14 protein-coding genes are annotated in these 18,568 nt (G+C 36.5%); 6 read left to right on the top strand and 8 right to left on the bottom strand.

Annotated elements, in window-relative coordinates; translation table 11 throughout:
• Positions 1–191: 191 nt before the first annotated feature.
• Together BN2628_RS06915 and BN2628_RS06920 are read right to left on the bottom strand one after the other, a co-directional pair.
• Complete coding sequence (locus BN2628_RS06915; protein ID WP_044229382.1) at positions 192–839, bottom strand: carbohydrate-binding family 9-like protein; 648 nt, start codon at positions 837–839, stop codon at positions 192–194.
• A gap of 2 nt (positions 840–841) precedes the next feature.
• Positions 842–1,498, bottom strand: a complete 657-nt coding sequence (locus BN2628_RS06920) for a LysE family translocator (RefSeq protein ID WP_044229380.1) — start codon at positions 1,496–1,498, stop codon at positions 842–844.
• Positions 1,499–1,765: 267 nt separating this feature from the next.
• On the opposite strand from BN2628_RS06920, the gene purL reads away from it, so the two are divergent.
• The 6 genes from purL (at position 1,766) to BN2628_RS06950 (ending at position 11,618) form a co-directional block, all read left to right on the top strand.
• Positions 1,766–5,464 (top strand): phosphoribosylformylglycinamidine synthase, encoded by a 3,699-nt coding sequence (gene purL / locus BN2628_RS06925; protein ID WP_044229379.1) that lies wholly within the window; start codon positions 1,766–1,768, stop codon positions 5,462–5,464.
• 104 nt (positions 5,465–5,568) lie between these two features.
• A complete protein-coding gene (locus tag BN2628_RS06930) occupies positions 5,569–6,972 on the top strand; it encodes an amidophosphoribosyltransferase (RefSeq protein ID WP_044229378.1) in 1,404 nt (467 codons plus the stop codon).
• Between the two features lie 210 nt (positions 6,973–7,182).
• Positions 7,183–8,058, top strand: a complete 876-nt coding sequence (locus BN2628_RS06935) for an electron transfer flavoprotein subunit beta/FixA family protein (protein ID WP_044229377.1) — start codon at positions 7,183–7,185, stop codon at positions 8,056–8,058.
• A gap of 41 nt (positions 8,059–8,099) precedes the next feature.
• A complete protein-coding gene (locus BN2628_RS06940) occupies positions 8,100–9,119 on the top strand; it encodes an electron transfer flavoprotein subunit alpha/FixB family protein (RefSeq protein ID WP_044229375.1) in 1,020 nt (339 codons plus the stop codon).
• A gap of 12 nt (positions 9,120–9,131) precedes the next feature.
• Positions 9,132–9,887, top strand: a complete 756-nt coding sequence (locus BN2628_RS06945) for an energy transducer TonB (protein ID WP_021931427.1) — start codon at positions 9,132–9,134, stop codon at positions 9,885–9,887.
• A gap of 24 nt (positions 9,888–9,911) precedes the next feature.
• A complete protein-coding gene (locus BN2628_RS06950; protein ID WP_044229372.1) occupies positions 9,912–11,618 on the top strand; it encodes an acyl-CoA dehydrogenase family protein in 1,707 nt (568 codons plus the stop codon).
• A 282-nt stretch (positions 11,619–11,900) separates the two neighbouring features.
• Here the strand turns inward: BN2628_RS06950 and recA are convergent, their stop codons facing one another.
• The 6 genes from recA to BN2628_RS06980 form a co-directional block, all read right to left on the bottom strand.
• Positions 11,901–12,941, bottom strand: a complete 1,041-nt coding sequence (gene recA / locus BN2628_RS06955) for a recombinase RecA (protein ID WP_021931425.1) — start codon at positions 12,939–12,941, stop codon at positions 11,901–11,903.
• Positions 12,942–12,947: 6 nt separating this feature from the next.
• On the bottom strand, positions 12,948–13,409 hold the full coding sequence (bcp, locus tag BN2628_RS06960) for a thioredoxin-dependent thiol peroxidase (protein ID WP_044229548.1): 462 nt from the start codon (positions 13,407–13,409) through the stop codon (positions 12,948–12,950).
• A 393-nt stretch (positions 13,410–13,802) separates the two neighbouring features.
• The gene (locus tag BN2628_RS06965; RefSeq protein WP_044229365.1) at positions 13,803–14,816 is read right to left on the bottom strand and encodes a radical SAM protein; all 1,014 of its coding nucleotides are present in this window, start codon (positions 14,814–14,816) and stop codon (positions 13,803–13,805) included.
• A 145-nt stretch (positions 14,817–14,961) separates the two neighbouring features.
• Complete coding sequence (locus BN2628_RS06970) at positions 14,962–16,158, bottom strand: saccharopine dehydrogenase family protein (RefSeq protein ID WP_055096585.1); 1,197 nt, start codon at positions 16,156–16,158, stop codon at positions 14,962–14,964.
• A gap of 177 nt (positions 16,159–16,335) precedes the next feature.
• Positions 16,336–17,634, bottom strand: coding sequence for an inositol-3-phosphate synthase (locus tag BN2628_RS06975; protein ID WP_021931421.1), 1,299 nt, complete (start codon positions 17,632–17,634; stop codon positions 16,336–16,338).
• Positions 17,635–17,860: 226 nt separating this feature from the next.
• Positions 17,861–18,568, bottom strand: coding sequence for an HAD family hydrolase (locus BN2628_RS06980; RefSeq protein WP_055096587.1), 708 nt, complete (start codon positions 18,566–18,568; stop codon positions 17,861–17,863).

Here is an 18,568-nt window from a genome sequence, read left to right on the forward strand (position 1 = left end):
ACAATTCAAAAATACATAAAAGTAAGATAAACATTTATCTCAATTAAGATATGATTTTTAGTAAAAAGAAAGCAGAAACGCTTCCCAAAAGATTTAATAACCATAATATCTCAAAGAGGAAGAACCTTTATTCCGATTCTTTCCTCTTTAAGCGACAATAAATCAGACTATACATAAATGAACTCACTCATTCAAAAATGCAATTCTCCAAAAAATTCAGGACGATGGAAATCTGGGCATTTTGTTTGTATAGGACTCCAACTCAAATAATGTGGAAGACTTGAATTATCGGCACACTTATAAAAATTGGCATTTACCGTCTTCGGCAGATTATCCCCCTCCAATCCAAGTAATGAAAATGGTATAGCGACTAATAATTCCCACGCAAATATTCCTTGCATTTCCTGAAAAGGCTTATTTCCAGCCGATGCATATCTTTTTATTTGTGCCATTTTGTCAGAAGTAAAATGCGTGCAAAGTTCCCGACTTTCACGTTTAGCAGCAAGAGCTGTACCGATACAATTAAACTCAAAATTATAATACTCTTTCTCCCCTGGTATCTGCACAAAAAATTCAACACAACTGTCTTGCCAAACCGGACCATTGTCCTTATCATTTATCGCCAATAAACAATTGCCTCGCACAAAGTAATTAATATACAAATACTTTTGACTTCGAGCTATGCTAAACGCTGTTATAGGCTTATACGAAAATTGTTCCGGCCAATTTACACACTCTATACTTTGACGCACAGCTTTCTCTTCAAGTACATCAGATACTTTTTCTAAATCGAGACTATCCAATTCAGGTAAAAAAGGGACAAAAATAGACTTCTTCATGGTCAAAATAAATTTAAACTAAAATATGAATTAATTCCCATAATAAAACCCACAATTGCCATAATAATAATTATTATGCCAATACTTCTATTTATAAGCCATATACTTCTCAAATTAAAACGGGTACGGACTTTATTTATAAGATATGTTATAGTAAACCACCAACTTATTGCTCCTAAAAATATAGAAACATAACCGGCAAAATAATCGGCACGTAAAGTATCCGGAGTAAAAAAATTAAGTCTGGCAAAAAGTCCAATAAATAAGAACAAAATCAAAGGATTAGACAATGTAAGAAAAAAAGCTGTCACAAAATCTTGTGTAAATGTATTTTTAGTATTACTTGCTTTACGGATACTCTTTGCCGGATTTTGCCGATAAAGAAAGATCCCAAATCCCACCAAAACAAAACTCCCCAAAATCTGTAACAAATTTTGATTGGCTTCAATAAAATCAATTACAATCGACATTCCCAAGCCTGTAAGCAATGCATAACAAAGATCTGAGACTGCTGCACCTACACCTGTAACAAAACCTGACCATCGACCTTTATTTAAAGTACGCTGTATACAAAGGACTCCAATAGGGCCCATTGGAGCAGACACCAATACACCTATAGCAAACCCTCTGATGATTGTATATAGCATTAAATCCACCATTCTCTTCTAACTTTCACGATGGGAAAACCCTAACATATTTCGTTGATGAATGCAAATATAGTGCTAAATTGTCATATTCTTGTCAATAGTTTTCGCATAAATGTTTTAAAGAATGCAGGTTTTGATTAATTTTGCATGCGTATTTTTACATTTGCTTTTTATGCCGCTCTTAACTACTTTTTGTTACGAATTTGAGTATAAGAGCATTATAGTTAATACTATGTAAATAGATTGAGGATTACAACCGAACAACTAAAACTCAAGATAATGGTCTTTTTTTTCAAAACATCTGCCCAAACTGTGATTGCCGTTGACGCCGATCACACCTTTTCATCACAAGAAATCGAAAAGCTCAACTGGCTCTTTGACCAAGCAAAAATCCTTGAAAATGACAACATAAAAGGATGGTTTGTCGGTCCACGTAAAGAAATGATCACTCCATGGAGTACCAATGCCGTAGAAATTACCCAAAATATGGGATTGAATGGAATTAACCGTATTGAAGAATACTTCCCAGTAAAAAATGAAAAAGCTGAACATGACCCAATGCTACAACGCATGTATAACGGTCTGAACCAACAAGTATTTGAAATCAATAAAAAACCTGATCCTATTGTATACATAGAGAATATCGCTTCTTATAACCAACAAGAAGGTCTGGCTTTAAGCAAAGATGAAATCGATTATTTAAACGGTCTATGTAAAAAAATAGGTCGCAAACTAACAGATAGTGAAGTATTCGGTTTTTCCCAAGTAAATTCAGAACATTGTCGTCATAAAATTTTTAATGGATTATTTATTATTGACGGTGAAGAAAAAGAAAGTTCTTTATTCAAACTTATAAAAAAGACTTCTGAATACAATCCAAATCGCCTGGTATCAGCATATAAAGATAATGTGGCATTTAATGAAGGTCCAGAAATCGAACAATTTGCACCTGCAACCCAAGACAAACCAGATTTTTTTGAAATAAAAAATATCAAAACTGTAATCTCACTCAAAGCAGAGACCCACAATTTTCCCACCACTGTAGAACCATTCAATGGTGCAGCAACAGGCACCGGAGGTGAAATACGCGACCGACTAGGAGGAGGCAAAGCCAGTCTACCAATCGCTGGGACAGCTGTATATATGACTTCATACCCAAGAACTGAGAAAGGGCGTTCGTGGGAAAAACATGCCATGCCTGAAAGAAAATGGTTATACCAAACACCTGAACAAATTTTAGTAAAAGCATCAAACGGAGCATCTGATTTTGGAAATAAATTTGGACAACCGCTAATCTGTGGCTCTTTACTTACTTTTGAACATGCTGAAAATTACAAAAAATTCGCATACGATAAAGTAATTATGCTCGCAGGAGGTATCGGTTTTGGAACTATGCGTGATGCAATAAAAGGAACTCCCGAAGCTGGAGAAAGAGTCGTTGTCATGGGTGGAGATAATTATCGTATTGGAATGGGAGGAGGTGCCGTTTCGTCTGTAGAGACAGGAGTATACGCTAACGCAATAGAATTGAATGCCGTGCAACGTGCCAATCCTGAAATGCAAAAACGTGTTGCCAACGTAATACGAGCCTTAGCCGAATCGGATAAAAACCCAATAGTTTCGATACATGACCACGGTGCGGGAGGCCATTTAAATGCCCTTTCTGAATTAGTAGAAAGTACAGGTGGAAAAATAGAAATGGATAAACTACCCATAGGAGACCCGACTTTATCGGCCAAAGAAATTGTTGGGAACGAAAGTCAAGAACGCATGGGTATAGTCATTCATGAAAAAGATGTTGAAATTGTAAAACGCATAGCCGACCGAGAACGTGCCCCCATGTATAATGTAGGTGAAACGACTGGAGATATGCGCTTTGTTTTCGAACAAGCTGATGGAGTTAGACCAATAGACTTAGCAATGGAAGATATGTTTGGAAAAGCTCCCCGCACTATAATGACAGATAAAACTATCACTGAAACATATAGTGACATTGAATACAAAACTAGCAAGATACACGAATATCTCGAAAATGTATTACAACTTGAATCTGTTGCTTGTAAAGATTGGTTGACAAATAAAGTAGACCGTTCTGTAACAGGAAAAGTTGCTCGTCAACAATGCCAAGGAGAAATCCAGCTTCCATTAAGTGACTGTGGTGTCGTTGCACTCGACTACCGAGGTAAAGCCGGAATTGCAACGTCTATAGGACATGCTCCACAAGCAGCGATGATAGATCCTGCAGCAGGTTCTATACTTTCCGTAGCTGAAGCTTTGACAAACATCATATGGGCTCCGCTCTCAGAAGGCCTAAGCAGCGTCTCTTTAAGTGCCAATTGGATGTGGCCATGTAAAAATGAAGGAGAAGATGCTCGTCTATATAAAGCTGTAGAAGCTTGTAGTCAATTTGCATGTGACCTTGGCATCAATATCCCGACAGGTAAAGACAGCCTCTCCATGACTCAAAAATACGGAGATGAAAAAGTATATTCTCCAGGAACAGTAATTATCTCTGCTGGGGCAGAAGTATCTGATGTCAAAAAAGTCGTATCACCTGTATTAGTGCGTGACCGTAATACTGCTGTTTACTATATCGATTTTTCATTCGATAGTTTCAAATTAGGGGGCTCCGCATTTGCCCAATCATTAAACAAAATAGGACACGAAGCACCAATAATCAAAGATACAGAATATTTTGTAACAGCTTTCGATACAATACAAGAACTGATAAACAAAGACCTTATTATAGCCGGGCACGATATCTCTGCTGGAGGTATGATTACAAGTCTACTCGAAATGACATTCTCCAATACAGAAGGAGGACTCGAAGTCAACTTGGACAAACTTGCAGAAAAAGATATCATCAAGATATTATTCAGCGAAAATCCAGGGATACTGATTCAAGTAAAAGATAAAACATCTGTCGAAAAAATATTACAAAATAAAGGAATCGGATTCCTAAAAATAGCTCGTCCATGCAGTGAGCGTCATATTTTAGTCAGCAAAGATAATGCCGAATATCAATTTGGTATTGATTACTTGCGCGACCTCTGGTTCTCCTCATCATATTTACTTGATAGGAAACAAAGTGGAGAAGCTTGCGCTAAAGCTCGATTTGAGAACTACAAACAACAACCTATCAAATTAAAATTTGCACCTGAATTTACAGGGAAATTATCTCAATACGGAATTAGTGCCGATCGCCGTACCCCAAGTGGAATAAAAGCTGCTATTATTCGTGAAAAAGGTGTAAATGGAGACAGAGAAATGGCGTATTCTCTTTATCTGGCGGGGTTTGATGTAAAAGATGTACATATGACGGACCTAATCACGGGACGTGAAACACTGGAAGATGTCAATATGATAGTCTATTGTGGCGGATTTTCCAATTCAGATGTATTAGGCTCAGCCAAAGGTTGGGCAGGAGGATTCTTATGGAATGAAAAAGCCAAAGCAACTCTCGATAGGTATTACTCTCGGAAAGATACCTTGAGCTTAGGTATATGTAATGGATGCCAGCTAATGGTTGAATTAGGCTTATTAACTCCAGAACATGAACAAAAACCTAAAATGCAACATAATGATTCACATAAGTTTGAATCCCAATTTTTAGGATTAACAATACCTAAAAATAATTCCGTCATGTTCGGATCTCTTTCTGGTAGTAAGTTGGGCATTTGGGTATCACACGGAGAGGGAAAATTTAAACTACCCTATTCTAAAGACAAATACAACATCGTCGCTCAATATAGTTATGACTCATATCCAGCCAATCCAAATGGTTCTCCTTATGCAATAGCAGGAATCGCATCAAGTGATGGACGTCATTTAGCAATGATGCCTCACTTAGAAAGAGCAATTTTCCCCTGGCAATGCGCATACTATCCTAGAGAACGTAAGGAAAACGATCAAGTAACTCCATGGATAGAAGCATTTGTAAATGCTCGTAAATGGATAGAAAAACAAATACAAAAATAAACTCGAACATACTACGGGAGGAGAAAGGTGTAACACCGTCGTCCTCCCGTTCTTATTAAAAAAATATTTCAAAATACAGAAAGAAACAGAGGATTAAAAAGACTATGGGAGGATTTTTTGGTACAATCAAGAAAGAAAAATGTGTAGCCGACCTTTTTTATGGGGTCGATTATAATTCACATATGGGAACAAAGCGAGCCGGAATGGTAACTCAAAACAATGGAACTTTTACCCGAGCTATACACAATATTGAGAACTCATATTTTCGCTCTAAATTTGAAGATGATTTACCATCGTTTAGTGGGAACTCTGGCATCGGAGTTATTAGTGACACAGATGCACAGCCAATCATTATTAATTCTCACCTTGGCAAATTTGCTATTGTAACTGTTGCTAAAATTAATAATATCCCTGAACTCGAAAAAGACTTGCTGGCTAAAGGTAATCACTTTTGCGAACATAGCAATAACATCACCAATCAGTCTGAGCTGGTATCAATGCTAATTATTGAAGGGAAAAATTTCACGGAAGGAATCGAGAATGTATATCACCGCATTAAAGGCTCCTGTTCAATGCTGTTACTTACTGAAAACGGAATCATTGCTGCACGTGATAAATATGGACGCACTCCCATACTCTTAGGTAAAGGCGAAAATGGCTTTGCAGTATCTTCTGAAACCTGTAGTTTCCCCAACTTGGGATATGAAACTCATTACAATTTAGGTCCAGGAGAGATTGTACATATCACAGCCGATGGTTTTACTCAAATGAGAAAACCTGGGGAAAAAATGCAAATATGTTCATTCCTATGGGTATATTATGGTTATCCAGTCTGTGAATATGAAGGGAAAAATGTAGATCAAATGCGTTTTGACTGTGGACTGGAAATGGGTAAAAACGATGATATCGAAGCTGATTTTGTTTCCGGCATTCCCGATTCGGGTATAGGTATGTCTCTCGGATATGCTGTAGGGAAAAAAATACCCTATCAGCGCGGAATTGTCAAGTACACCCCTACTTGGCCACGAAGTTTCACACCGCCTAATCAACAAATGCGTGAATTAGTGGCCAAGATGAAATTGATTCCAAACAAAAGTTTATTGAAAGATAAAAAAGTAGTCTTTTGTGATGATTCTATTGTTAGAGGGACTCAACTAAGAGATAACGTCAACGATTTATATCGTTATGGTGCCAAAGAAGTACATATGCGCATCAGTTGTCCTCCGCTTATTTATCCGTGCAAATTCTTAAATTTTACAGCTTCCAAATCTGAACTAGAGCTAATAACACGTCGCACAATACAAAAATTAGAAGGCAATCATTCTCAAAATCTATCGTCATATGCTACTACGAATTCCCCACAATATTGTCGCATGGTCAACAGTATATGTAAAGAATTAAATATCACCACATTGAAATTTAATCCATTAGAAACGTTGGTAAAATCTATTGGTCTTCCCAAAGAATGCATTTGTACACATTGTTTTGATGGTAGCAGCTATGAATAAAAAACCAGAATAAAGAATGAAATATCCACAATTTTGTTTCAGATTAGATTTTTATTACTCCTAAATTTCTGATTTTTGGATCAAAAACGTGGGCTTATTCAAAATAAGTAGAAAAAAACTTGGCAAATTAACAGCATTAAGTAAATTTGCGTAAGCGAAAAATAAATAATTGTATTTGTAAAATTGCAAATCTAATATCTCTAATAAATTATGAGTTTAAAAATTATTGTACTTGCTAAACAAGTACCGGATACCCGAAATGTTGGAAAAGATGCGATGAAAGCCGACGGCACTGTCAACCGCGCAGCTTTACCTGCAATCTTCAATCCAGAAGACCTGAATGCTTTGGAACAAGCGTTACAATTAAAAGATCAGCATCCCGGTTCTACTGTATCATTGCTCACTATGGGACCTCCCCGTGCAGCTGAAATTTTACGAGAAGGACTATTCCGAGGTGCAGACGGAGGTGTTTTACTGACTGACCGAGCCTTTGCTGGTGCCGACACACTTGCAACATCTTATGCTTTGGCTTGTGCTGTTCGTAAAATAGGTGAATATGATATTATTATCGGAGGTCGCCAAGCAATCGATGGAGATACTGCTCAAGTAGGCCCTCAAGTCGCAGAAAAATTGCATATACCACAGGTTACATATGCAGAAAAAATTATTAAAATAGAAAATGGTAAAGCTACTATCAAACGTCGTCTTGAAAGAGGAATCGAAATAGTAGAAGCAAAAACACCATTGGTAGTAACTGTAAATGGGAGTGCTGACGAATGTCGGCCCCGTAATGCCAAACTGGTACAAAAATACAAATATGCCAAAACTGTAAGTGAAAGTCAAAATCAAGATAATGACTATTTAGGCAGTATTTTAGATAGCCGACCATATTTGAAATTAAATGAGTGGAGTGTAGTAGACGTAGATGCTGATTTACAGCAAGTAGGTCTTTCCGGTTCTCCCACAAAAGTAAAGTCAATAGAAAATGTTGTATTCCAAGCCAAGGAGAGTAAACGACTCACAGGTGCAGATGTAGAAATTGACGATTTGATGAAAGAGTTAATTGCAAACCACACTATCGGATGATGTCTGTAAGTCATATACATTAACTCCTAAAAAACAAAATTATGAACAATCTTATTGTATATTGCGAAATAGAAGACGGCATCATTGCCGATGTAAGTCTCGAATTACTTACCAAAGGCCGTACCTTGGCCAACAAACTAAATTGTAAACTCGAAGCTCTGGTTATTGGACATAAGCTTGATGGCATCGAAAAACAGATATTTCCTTATGGAGCAGACACTATATACTTGGCTGACGACAAAAGACTGTATCCTTACACATCCATGCCACACACTTCTGTTTTAGTAAATCTTTTTAAAGAAATTAAGCCCCAAATCTGCTTAATGGGTGCTACCAGTATTGGCCGAGATTTAGGACCGCGGGTATCATCATCACTACATAGCGGGCTGACTGCAGACTGTACTTCTCTTGAAATAGGTTCCCATGAAGATAAAAAAGAAAGAAAAAATTATGAAAACCTTTTATATCAAATTCGACCTGCTTTCGGGGGAAATATCGTTGCCACAATTGTAAATCCCGAATGCCGTCCGCAAATGGCAACTGTTCGTGAAGGTGTAATGAAAAAAGAAATAGTCTCACCTTCATATAAAGGAGAAATTATAAAGTTAGACATTTCGAAATACATCTCTGACACAGACTTTGTTGTTGAAGTAATCGAACGGCAAATAGAAAAGTCAAAAGTCAATATCAAAGGAGCTCCGATTATTGTAGCTGGAGGATACGGTGTAGGCTCAAAAGAAAATTTCAAACTCCTTTATGACTTAGCTGCTACTATTGGAGGGGAAGTAGGAGCTTCACGTGCTGCTGTCGATGCAGGATTTGCAGAACACGAACGACAGATAGGTCAAACTGGAGTGACCGTACGCCCTAAACTGTATATCGCATGTGGTATTTCTGGACAAATACAACATATTGCTGGTATGCAAGATAGCTCCATGATCATCGCAATAAACAATGATCCGAATGCACCTATTAATACCATCGCCGATTATGTTATAACCGGTACAGTAGAAGATATTCTTCCGAAAATGATCAAATATTATAAGAAAAATTCGAAATAATATCTGAATCCGATGAGCAAATATCTGCTTACATATATTTTCTTTATCACCACTCTATATCCGATACATCTTATATCGGCTCAAACTGATACGGTATATTATGATGTCGACAATAAAAAGATTTCGAACAATAAAGTCAACCAGATATACAGATATGAAGTGATAAATAAAATAGATGGTATCGGTCTTACTAAGGTACGCAAATTCAATAAAAAGGGAATACTGATAAGTGATGTCCATTACTCGTCATATACAAAGAAAAAAAAGATTCGTCAGGGTAATTCTAAAGAATTTTATTCATCAGGAAAAATCAAAGTCAGCTCCGAATACAATGAAAATGAGCTAAATGGTAAGACTATTTCTTATTTCAAAAATGGAAATATCAGAGCAGAATATTGGTTCGATAACGGAAAAGTCGATAAGGAAAAAAGCCGGTGTTTCGATGAAGAAGGTAAACTGATACCTTACATACATTATCAAATATTGCCAGTCTTTCCTGGAGGGCAAGAAGCATTAAAAAACTATTTGCAGAAACTGAAATACCCAGAAGCTGCCCAAAAAAAGAAAATAGAAGGCAGAGTTATCGTCCGCTTCGTTGTGAAAAGAGATGGTGCTATTGACGATATAAAGGTAGTTCACAGTATAGACCCATTTCTCGACCAGGAAGCGATGCATCTGGTAAAATCGATGCCCAAGTGGACTCCCGGATCACAGTTCGGATTGCCGGTAAATGTGTTATACACACTTCCTATCAACTTTAAACTTTAAGTAATAACAACAAAGTAAAATAATATGGCCAATTTTTATTTGGATAACAGTGATTTGAAACATCACTTAACTCACCCGCTCATGAAGCGGTTGGTTGCCTTAAAAGAGCGCAATTACACTGATGCGCAAAAATATGATTATGCACCCTTTGATTATGAAGACGCAATAGACAGCTACGAAAAAGTGCTCGAAATTGCGGGGGAAATTTGTGGTGACATTGTTGCTCCTAATGCCGAAGATGTAGATCATGAAGGCCCCCATGTCATAGACGGACATGTACAATATGCGGCAGGAACACAGAAAAATCTGGATGCCTTAGTTAAAGCCGGCCTAATGGGAATATCTTTACCTCGTCGCTATAATGGACTCAATTTTTCTCTGGTACCTTACATTATGGCAGCAGACATGGTAAGCCGTGCTGATGCCGGATTTGTAAATATATGGGGATTACAAGACTGTGCTGAAACTATATATGAATTTGCCAGTGAAGAACAAAAACAAAGATATCTGCCTCGTGTTTGTGCCGGTGAAACTATGGCAATGGACTTGACCGAACCAGATGCAGGGTCTGACCTACAAGCTGTAATGTTAAAAGCTACATATAGCGAGAAAGACGGATGCTGGTATCTGAATGGAGTAAAACGATTCATTACAAACGGAGATGGACACATTGCTCTTGTTTTAGCTCGTTCCGAAGAAGGTACCAAAGACGGGCGCGGCTTATCTATGTTTATTTATGATAAAAACAACGGAGGTGTTACCGTACGTCGCATCGAAAACAAAATGGGAATCAAGGGTTCTCCCACTTGTGAACTCGTATTCCGCAATGCAAAAGCAGAACTTTGTGGTGACCGGAAAATGGGCCTTATCAAATACGTAATGGCACTAATGAATGGTGCACGTCTGGGTATTGCTGCTCAGTCTGTCGGTGTATCTGAAGCTGCATATCGCGAAGCACTGTCTTATGCCCAAGAACGTCGTCAATTCGGTAAAGCTATTATTGAATTTCCTGCCGTATATGAAATGTTGTCTTTAATGAAAGCTAAACTTGATGCTTCTCGTTCATTACTTTATGAGACAACTCGCTTTGTTGATATGTATAAAACCCTTGAAGACATCTCAAAAGAAAGCAAACTCGAAAAAGAAGAACGCGCAGAAATGAAGATGTATCAAAAACAAGCAGATGCATTTACACCATTGGCCAAGGGTATGGGTAGCGAATTCTGTAACCAGAATGCCTATGACTGTGTACAAATACATGGCGGTTCTGGATTTATGAAAGATTATGCTTGCGAACGCATATATCGTGACGCCCGTATAACATCTATTTATGAAGGTACAACCCAACTGCAAGTTGTTGCTGCTATACGTCATGTGACAACCGGAACTTACCTCAATATGATGAAATTTTATGAGTCTCAAGAGATTTCTTCAGATTTGATTCCTCTACGTAATCGATTAAAAACAATGACCGAGATTTACGAAAAGATTGTTACGAAAGTTACTGAAACTAAAGATCCTGAGTACATTGATTTTCATGCCCGTCGAATGGTAGAAATGGCTGGTCATATTATTATGGGACATCTACTATTGCTTGACACAACTCGTTGCGACTCATTCCGTACCTCTGCTGAAGTTTATATCCATTATGGAGAATCGGAAGTTACAAAAAATGCCAAATTTATCGACCAATTTGATATCGAGGATTTAGAATTTTACAGAATGAAATAACGAATTTCCATATTTCATTATGGGGGTGTATCAAAACTAAAATGTCCACTCCAAAAAATTACAGATTGTAACTATAACACTTAAAAGGGGCGTTATCAAACTCTGTATTGAGTAATGATACGCCCCTTTCTTTAGGCTTTTAGGATACTCAAATTTCAAATTATAAGTTCATATTTTCAAAAATTGAATTTTGCACCCCTATTTATTACAGACAAAAATCACTAAATAAAAAATTCAGGTGTTTAAGCCTGAATTTTTTATTACGAATATTTTGAAAATAACTTATTTAGCTGGTTTCAGTGCTTCCATTATCAAACCTTCAAGCTCCTCAGCTAACTCAGGATTGTCACTGATACATTTTTTTGCAGCATCACGCCCCTGCCCCAACTTGATTTCACCATAACTAAACCATGAACCACTTTTCTTAATAATTCCTTTTTCTACCCCTAAATCAATAATTTCTCCAGATTTAGAAATTCCTTCCCCAAACATAATATCAAATTCAGCCTTACGGAAAGGAGGTGCTACTTTGTTTTTTACAACTTTTACTCTTGTCTGATTACCAATCACTTCATCTCCATCTTTTATTTGGCTAATACGCCGTATATCAAGACGCACTGAAGCATAAAACTTCAATGCATTACCACCTGTCGTCGTTTCAGGATTACCAAACATTACACCTAACTTATCACGCAACTGATTGATAAAAATACATGTCGTATTTGTTTTATTAATTGTCGCCGTAAGTTTACGCAAAGCTTGTGACATCAAACGAGCTTGCAATCCCATCTTCGAATCACCCATTTCTCCTTCAAGCTCAGCTTTTGGAGTTAATGCTGCCACAGAATCTATTACAACAATATCGACAGCCGACGAACGAATGAGTTGCTCTGCAATCTCCAAAGCTTGTTCTCCACTATCTGGCTGAGAAATCCAAAGATTCTCGACATCTACTCCTAATTTTTCAGCATAAAAACGGTCAAATGCATGCTCTGCATCAATGATTGCTGCAATCCCCCCTGCCTTCTGAGCTTCAGCTATTGCATGTATTGCCAATGTCGTTTTTCCAGAAGACTCCGGTCCATAAATCTCTATAACACGCCCACGTGGAAAACCACCAACTCCCAAAGCTGCATTCAGGCCAATAGATCCCGTAGAAATTACGGCTATTTCTTCTACATGGTCGTCCCCCATTTTCATAATGGCACCTTTACCATAATTCTTTTCTATTTTGTCCATTGCGGCTTGCAATGCCTTCAATTTTTCATTTGACACAGGTACTCTTCCTGCTTTGCTCTCAGCATTTACTTCTGTACTGTCCATAACTATTTATCTTAATTTATCATCCAATATCTGTTCTGCATGTCGCTTCGTATCAACCTTATCAATAATTTTTTCTACAATTCCATTCTCATCAATCAAGAATGTCGTACGCAAAGTTCCCATATAGGTACGTCCAGCCATCTTCTTTTCTGCCCATACCCCGAACACCTGATTTAAAGTAGTATCTGTATCCGCAATCAACTGGAAAGGTAAATCCTGCTTTTCTATAAACTTCTGATGAGATTTTATAGAATCTTTGCTAACCCCGATAACCTCATAGCCCGCAGCCCTCAATCTTTCATATCCATCCCGTAGACTGCATGCTTCAGCTGTGCATCCTGGCGTACTATCTTTAGGATAAAAGTATAAAACCAATTTTTTACCTGCAAGATCTTTAGCTTTTACCTCTTCTCCATATTGATTTACTCCCAATATCTCGGGGATTTTATCTCCAACTTTTAATGCCATATTTACAACCGTTATTATAATTATTACTTTTTCAAAGATAACAAAAAATACTGATGCAACAACTGCAATACGATAGCGCCTCAACTTCCTATCTTTATATCGGCAAATATACAAATGAGATATGCCAAATAATAGCATATCTCAAATATTTTTATCTTACAAAATTTCTATTTAATATCTTCTAGGTTTCTTCTTGGAAAAAATATTCAAAAAGGAGACTCTTTACTCTAAACAAATCTAATCCTGAATATATTTGCTATCTCGGAAATAGATAAATAGAAAATGTATCTTAGCTTTTCTTAAAGTTAAGAAGATAAATTCTTTTTCTATTAAAACTAATCACCAACAAATAAACAGATATTAACAAACCCTTCTACAATAATATTTATCTTTTTATTCTACCGTATAATTCATTTTACGTGTTTTATTGACCTTTGTCCTTTTGAACGGAAGACATATCTTTTTTATCAAAGACCACCCTAAATGATGCTTCCTCGAATACTGCTCAAAATTTTGCGTACGGTAATCAAAATCCTCTTTCCAACAAATATCAGGAGAAATATAACAATACGTCACATCACTTATCATATCGGAAGTTTCCTTACTTTGCAATACATTCAGATTTTCTTTTGTCGGAGATATGCATATTATTCCACGTCGAACACACTCATCATGTAAAGGTCTTATAACAGATTCAAAATAAGAAAAAAGTTTCTCCAAAGAATAATTACTATATACCGTATTGCCTATATTCTGAATTGGTCGTAATTGTAATATATCGACTGGCAAATCAGGGAATATATCAAATAACTGAGAAAGTTCTTCTACATTATCCCCATTCATCGTATAATTTATCCGCAACTTGAAACCAGGATACTGTTGCTTTACTTTTATCGTCGCGTCTATCAATGCACAAAACTTCTCATATTTCCCATTAACCATCATGTACTCATACGTATCTTTTTTCACTCCATGCATAGATAAAGTCAACTCATCCAGCCCTGTAGCAACAAGCTTATACAAAGATTCATAAGTCAAAATGTTTCCATTCGTAGTAAGCGAAATATAAGGAACTTTATACTGTTTACCCAAAGCGACTACTTTATATAAGTCCTTATACAAAGTGGGCTCTGCTCCACATCCTATTTGTAACTTCAATGCCCGATGATATAAAGACTTCGAAATAGCTTCAATATCCTGAAAAGCTAAACTGCCTTTCAATGTTTTTCTTTTTTCCCCATCACTGAAATAACACATACGACATCTGAAATTACAGGCTAATATAGGATCTATAAAAACTCCCAGATAACGCTGACGGGTCATATGTAAAAAATAAATACCTAATAATTTCAACCTTTGACTACGAATACGGGACGCTATACGAAAAAGATTATATATATTTTTCATGGATTTTCTTTAGAATATTCTGTTCTGACCAACCTAAAAATATAATTGCCATTTCAGATACAGAAATAAATCCAATAATCAAAAAATTCTGTAATCTGAAATGACAATAATTGAAATAATAAGTCCTAAATAAATCTTTACAATATCAGACTTCCAAATCCTCATTAAATACCTCATGCCAAGGCAACCCTTGTTTATTAAGCTGCTCCATAAATGGATCGGGATCAAATTCTTCTACATTAAACACTCCCGGTTTTTTCCATAACCCCTTGAGGAACATCATTGCACCAATCATCGCCGGTACACCTGTAGTATAACTTACTCCCTGTGCACCAGTTTCAAGGTAAGCTGCATGGTGGCTACAATTATTATACACGTAATAAGTCATCTCCTTACCATCCTTACTTATACCTTTTATCCGACAACCTATAGAAGTCTCTCCGACATAATTTTCACCTAACTCTCCAGGATTAGGCAATACGGCCTTTAGAAATTGTATAGGAACAATTTCCATTCCATTATATATAATAGGATCAATACGTGCCATTCCGATATTTTGAATTACACGTAAATGAGTCAGATATTCTTGCCCAAATGTCATCCAGAAACGAGCACGTTTTAACGTAGGATAATTCTTAACCAAAGATTCCAGCTCCTCATGATAGATTACATACGATTCTTTTAGGCCTATATTAGGATATGTTAAAGCTTTATGTATTTCATGCGGCTCAGTATATATCCATTTACCATTCTCGTAATATTTTCCCTTTTGAGTAACCTCTCGTATATTAATCTCAGGATTAAAATTAGTTGCAAATGCTTTACCATGATCTCCTGCATTACAATCAACAATATCAAGGTATTGCATTTCTTTAAAATAATGCTTTGCAGCATAAGCAGTATATACTCCTGATACTCCTGGGTCAAAACCACACCCAAGAATAGCAGTCAAACCTGCATCCTTAAAACGTTCCTGATAAGCCCATTGCCATTTATATTCAAATTTTGCCTCATCTACTGGTTCATAATTAGCTGTGTCGAGATAGTTCACACCACAAGCTAAACAGGCATCCATAATAGTCAAATCTTGATATGGCAATGCTACATTAATGACAATATCGGGTTTATGCTCATTAAAGAGTTTTATCAATTCCTCTACATTATCCGCATCTACCTGAGCCGTTTTAATACGGTTACAATCTATTGCTTTTGCAATAGTATCACATTTCGACTTGGTACGGCTGGCTAACACAATTTCTGTAAACACATCAGGATTTTGCGCTACTTTATGAGCAACAACGGTACCTACACCTCCTGCACCAATAATTAAAACTTTTCCCATTTAAATAAATTCAGATTTTATTTTGTTTATATATCATCTTATTTCACCTGGAAATATTATACAAAGATAACATTATTTGGGCAATTCGCAAATCGACAAAAGATAGGAATAAAAAGTTAAAGTGAAGCTCCCAGAATATCCAGAAACTTCACTTTAACTTTTAATTAATCAATCTTATCAATCAATATATTCAACGGATTCTTCTCCAATAATATTACGCAACTTATCTTTCAACATACGATATTGAACAAACAAGTCATGTTCCGGCTGTGTCTCAAGTGTATGCATTGGACTCTTAAAATAGAATGACAACCATTTCTGAATACCAGAAAAGCCACAACGTTGTGCTAAATCAGTAAGAAGGACTAAATCTAAGCATAAAGGTGCTGCCAAAATAGAATCTCTACACAAAAAATCAACCTTTAGCTGCATCGGGTAGCCCATCCATCCATATATGTCGATATTATCCCAACCTTCCTTATTATCCTTACGAGGAGGATAATAGTTAATACGAACTTTATGATAAATATTACTATAAAGTTCTGGATACAAATCTTTCTCAAGAATAGTATCAATAACCGATAATTTGCTGACCTCTTTTGTTTTGAATGAATCAGGATCGTCCAGAACCTCACCATCACGATTTCCCAAAATATTCGTCGAGAACCATCCGCTCAAACCTAACATACGAGTCTTTAACATCGGAGACAATACAGTCTTCATCATAGTCTGGCCTGTCTTAAAATCTTTCCCACAAATAGGTACATTCTTCTGTTTTGACAGTTCCCAAATGGCAGGCATATCCACAGTCAAAGCCGGAGCTCCATTTATAAAAGGAACGCCTTCGGAAATAGCAGCATAAGAATACAACATACTCGGAGCTATTTCAGGGCTATTTTCCTTCATTGCCTTTTCGAATTTTGCCAAATCCATATGAACTTCACTCATCGGAATATAAACCTCTGTACTTGCGGCCCATATCACCACTAAACGAGAGCAATTATTTTTAGCTTTGAAATTACGAATATCTTCACGAATTTGTTCCATCATATCCCATTTGGTCCCGGCTTCTTTCACCCAAGTACCATGCAAACGTTTTACATATTCCTGAAGAAATGCAGCTTTCATTGGTTTAATCGCAACAAGCTCGTCTTTTACTCCATCCAAATCTTTTTGTTCCAGAACCTCTGCATGCTTTGCTGCTTCATAAACATTATCTTCAAATATGTCCCAACCGCCAAATACAATATCATTAAGATCGGCCAAAGGCACAACATCTTTAATTTTGGGAAATCTGTTTTCTTCTTTTTTTCCTAAACGGATATTGGCCAATTGGGTAATAGAACCAATAGGTTTTGCTAATCCCTTTCTTACGGCTAACGTACCGACTACAAATGTAGAGGCTACTGCTCCCCCTACACCGACAACCAAAACGCCTAACTTACCGTCGGCCTTTTTCACATTAATTTTTTCCATAATCTTGTTTCTTTAAAACAACTTTTTTAGTTGAATAAAATCGTTAGATAACTTTACTTCTGTTACCGGTTAATTTTTTAGTAAATATATATTCTTTTTTTATTCTGTAAAAGGTTTTTACGTTAATAATTGCCTTGCAAACTATAAAAAGCCAGAGATATGACCTTTCAATATATTTTTAAAGAAAAACAGAACAGTTTTATAATATACCTTTGCAAAAGACATCTTATACAACTTTTAACAATATATTTTTTAAATCTCCAAAGCTATAAATAATATGCTCATGTTTGATTACATCTTCCTCGTCTGTCCAACCTTTCCCCTTCAACCATATAGTTTGACAACCTAACGAAGAAGCCGGAACTATATCTTTTTTATAACTATCCCCAATAACAACAGTTTCTTGAGGTTTTAATCCCAAGGCTTCAACTCCGAGCTCAAATATTCGTGGATTGGGCTTACGTACTCCTACTACTGCAGATTCTACTACATGACTAAAATATTTATTCAATCCAAAATCCGTAAGTACAGTCTGTATATTCCCATAAAAATTCGATACCAGTACCATTGGATAACGCTCATTCAAAGAATCAAGAATCTTACAAGCATTACTTACAGTTTTCCGAGCTTTATCATAGCAAAATCGGGCCATCTCAGTTGCATATTTTTTATAAATTAACTCCAATACTCCCTGCTCGATCAAATATCCTAACTCCAAGTCTATTTTTATCTTCAATAAATCATAAAAATTGTACTCAGACCTTATATACGGATGTTTTGCCAATTCCCTCTCTGCCAAAACATAAACATTCCTAAACTGAGCCTTACTTACCGGAATGTTATACTGCAAATAGCTTTCCCACAAAATTTCACTCCAATGTACACCGTCAGAATCGATAGTCCCCCCGTAATCAAATATTAGTCCTTTTATCAT

It is taken from the genome of Gabonia massiliensis (assembly GCF_001403595.1).
Lineage (GTDB): Bacteria > Bacteroidota > Bacteroidia > Bacteroidales > Coprobacteraceae > Coprobacter > Coprobacter secundus.

Coding starts and splice junctions, on each gene's coding strand:
- BN2628_RS06940 (WP_044229375.1), top strand. CDS start 8,100: ATGAACAATCTTATTGTATATTGCGAAATAGAAGACGGCATCATTGCC.
- BN2628_RS06915 (WP_044229382.1), bottom strand. CDS start 839: ATGAAGAAGTCTATTTTTGTCCCTTTTTTACCTGAATTGGATAGTCTC.
- BN2628_RS06970 (WP_055096585.1), bottom strand. CDS start 16,158: ATGGGAAAAGTTTTAATTATTGGTGCAGGAGGTGTAGGTACCGTTGTT.
- BN2628_RS06975 (WP_021931421.1), bottom strand. CDS start 17,634: ATGGAAAAAATTAATGTGAAAAAGGCCGACGGTAAGTTAGGCGTTTTG.
- recA (WP_021931425.1), bottom strand. CDS start 12,941: ATGGACAGTACAGAAGTAAATGCTGAGAGCAAAGCAGGAAGAGTACCT.
- BN2628_RS06930 (WP_044229378.1), top strand. CDS start 5,569: ATGGGAGGATTTTTTGGTACAATCAAGAAAGAAAAATGTGTAGCCGAC.
- bcp (WP_044229548.1), bottom strand. CDS start 13,409: ATGGCATTAAAAGTTGGAGATAAAATCCCCGAGATATTGGGAGTAAAT.
- BN2628_RS06920 (WP_044229380.1), bottom strand. CDS start 1,498: ATGGTGGATTTAATGCTATATACAATCATCAGAGGGTTTGCTATAGGT.
- purL (WP_044229379.1), top strand. CDS start 1,766: ATGGTCTTTTTTTTCAAAACATCTGCCCAAACTGTGATTGCCGTTGAC.
- BN2628_RS06950 (WP_044229372.1), top strand. CDS start 9,912: ATGGCCAATTTTTATTTGGATAACAGTGATTTGAAACATCACTTAACT.
- BN2628_RS06935 (WP_044229377.1), top strand. CDS start 7,183: ATGAGTTTAAAAATTATTGTACTTGCTAAACAAGTACCGGATACCCGA.
- BN2628_RS06945 (WP_021931427.1), top strand. CDS start 9,132: ATGAGCAAATATCTGCTTACATATATTTTCTTTATCACCACTCTATAT.
- BN2628_RS06980 (WP_055096587.1), bottom strand. CDS start 18,568: ATGATAAAAGGACTAATATTTGATTACGGGGGGACTATCGATTCTGAC.
- BN2628_RS06965 (WP_044229365.1), bottom strand. CDS start 14,816: ATGAAAAATATATATAATCTTTTTCGTATAGCGTCCCGTATTCGTAGT.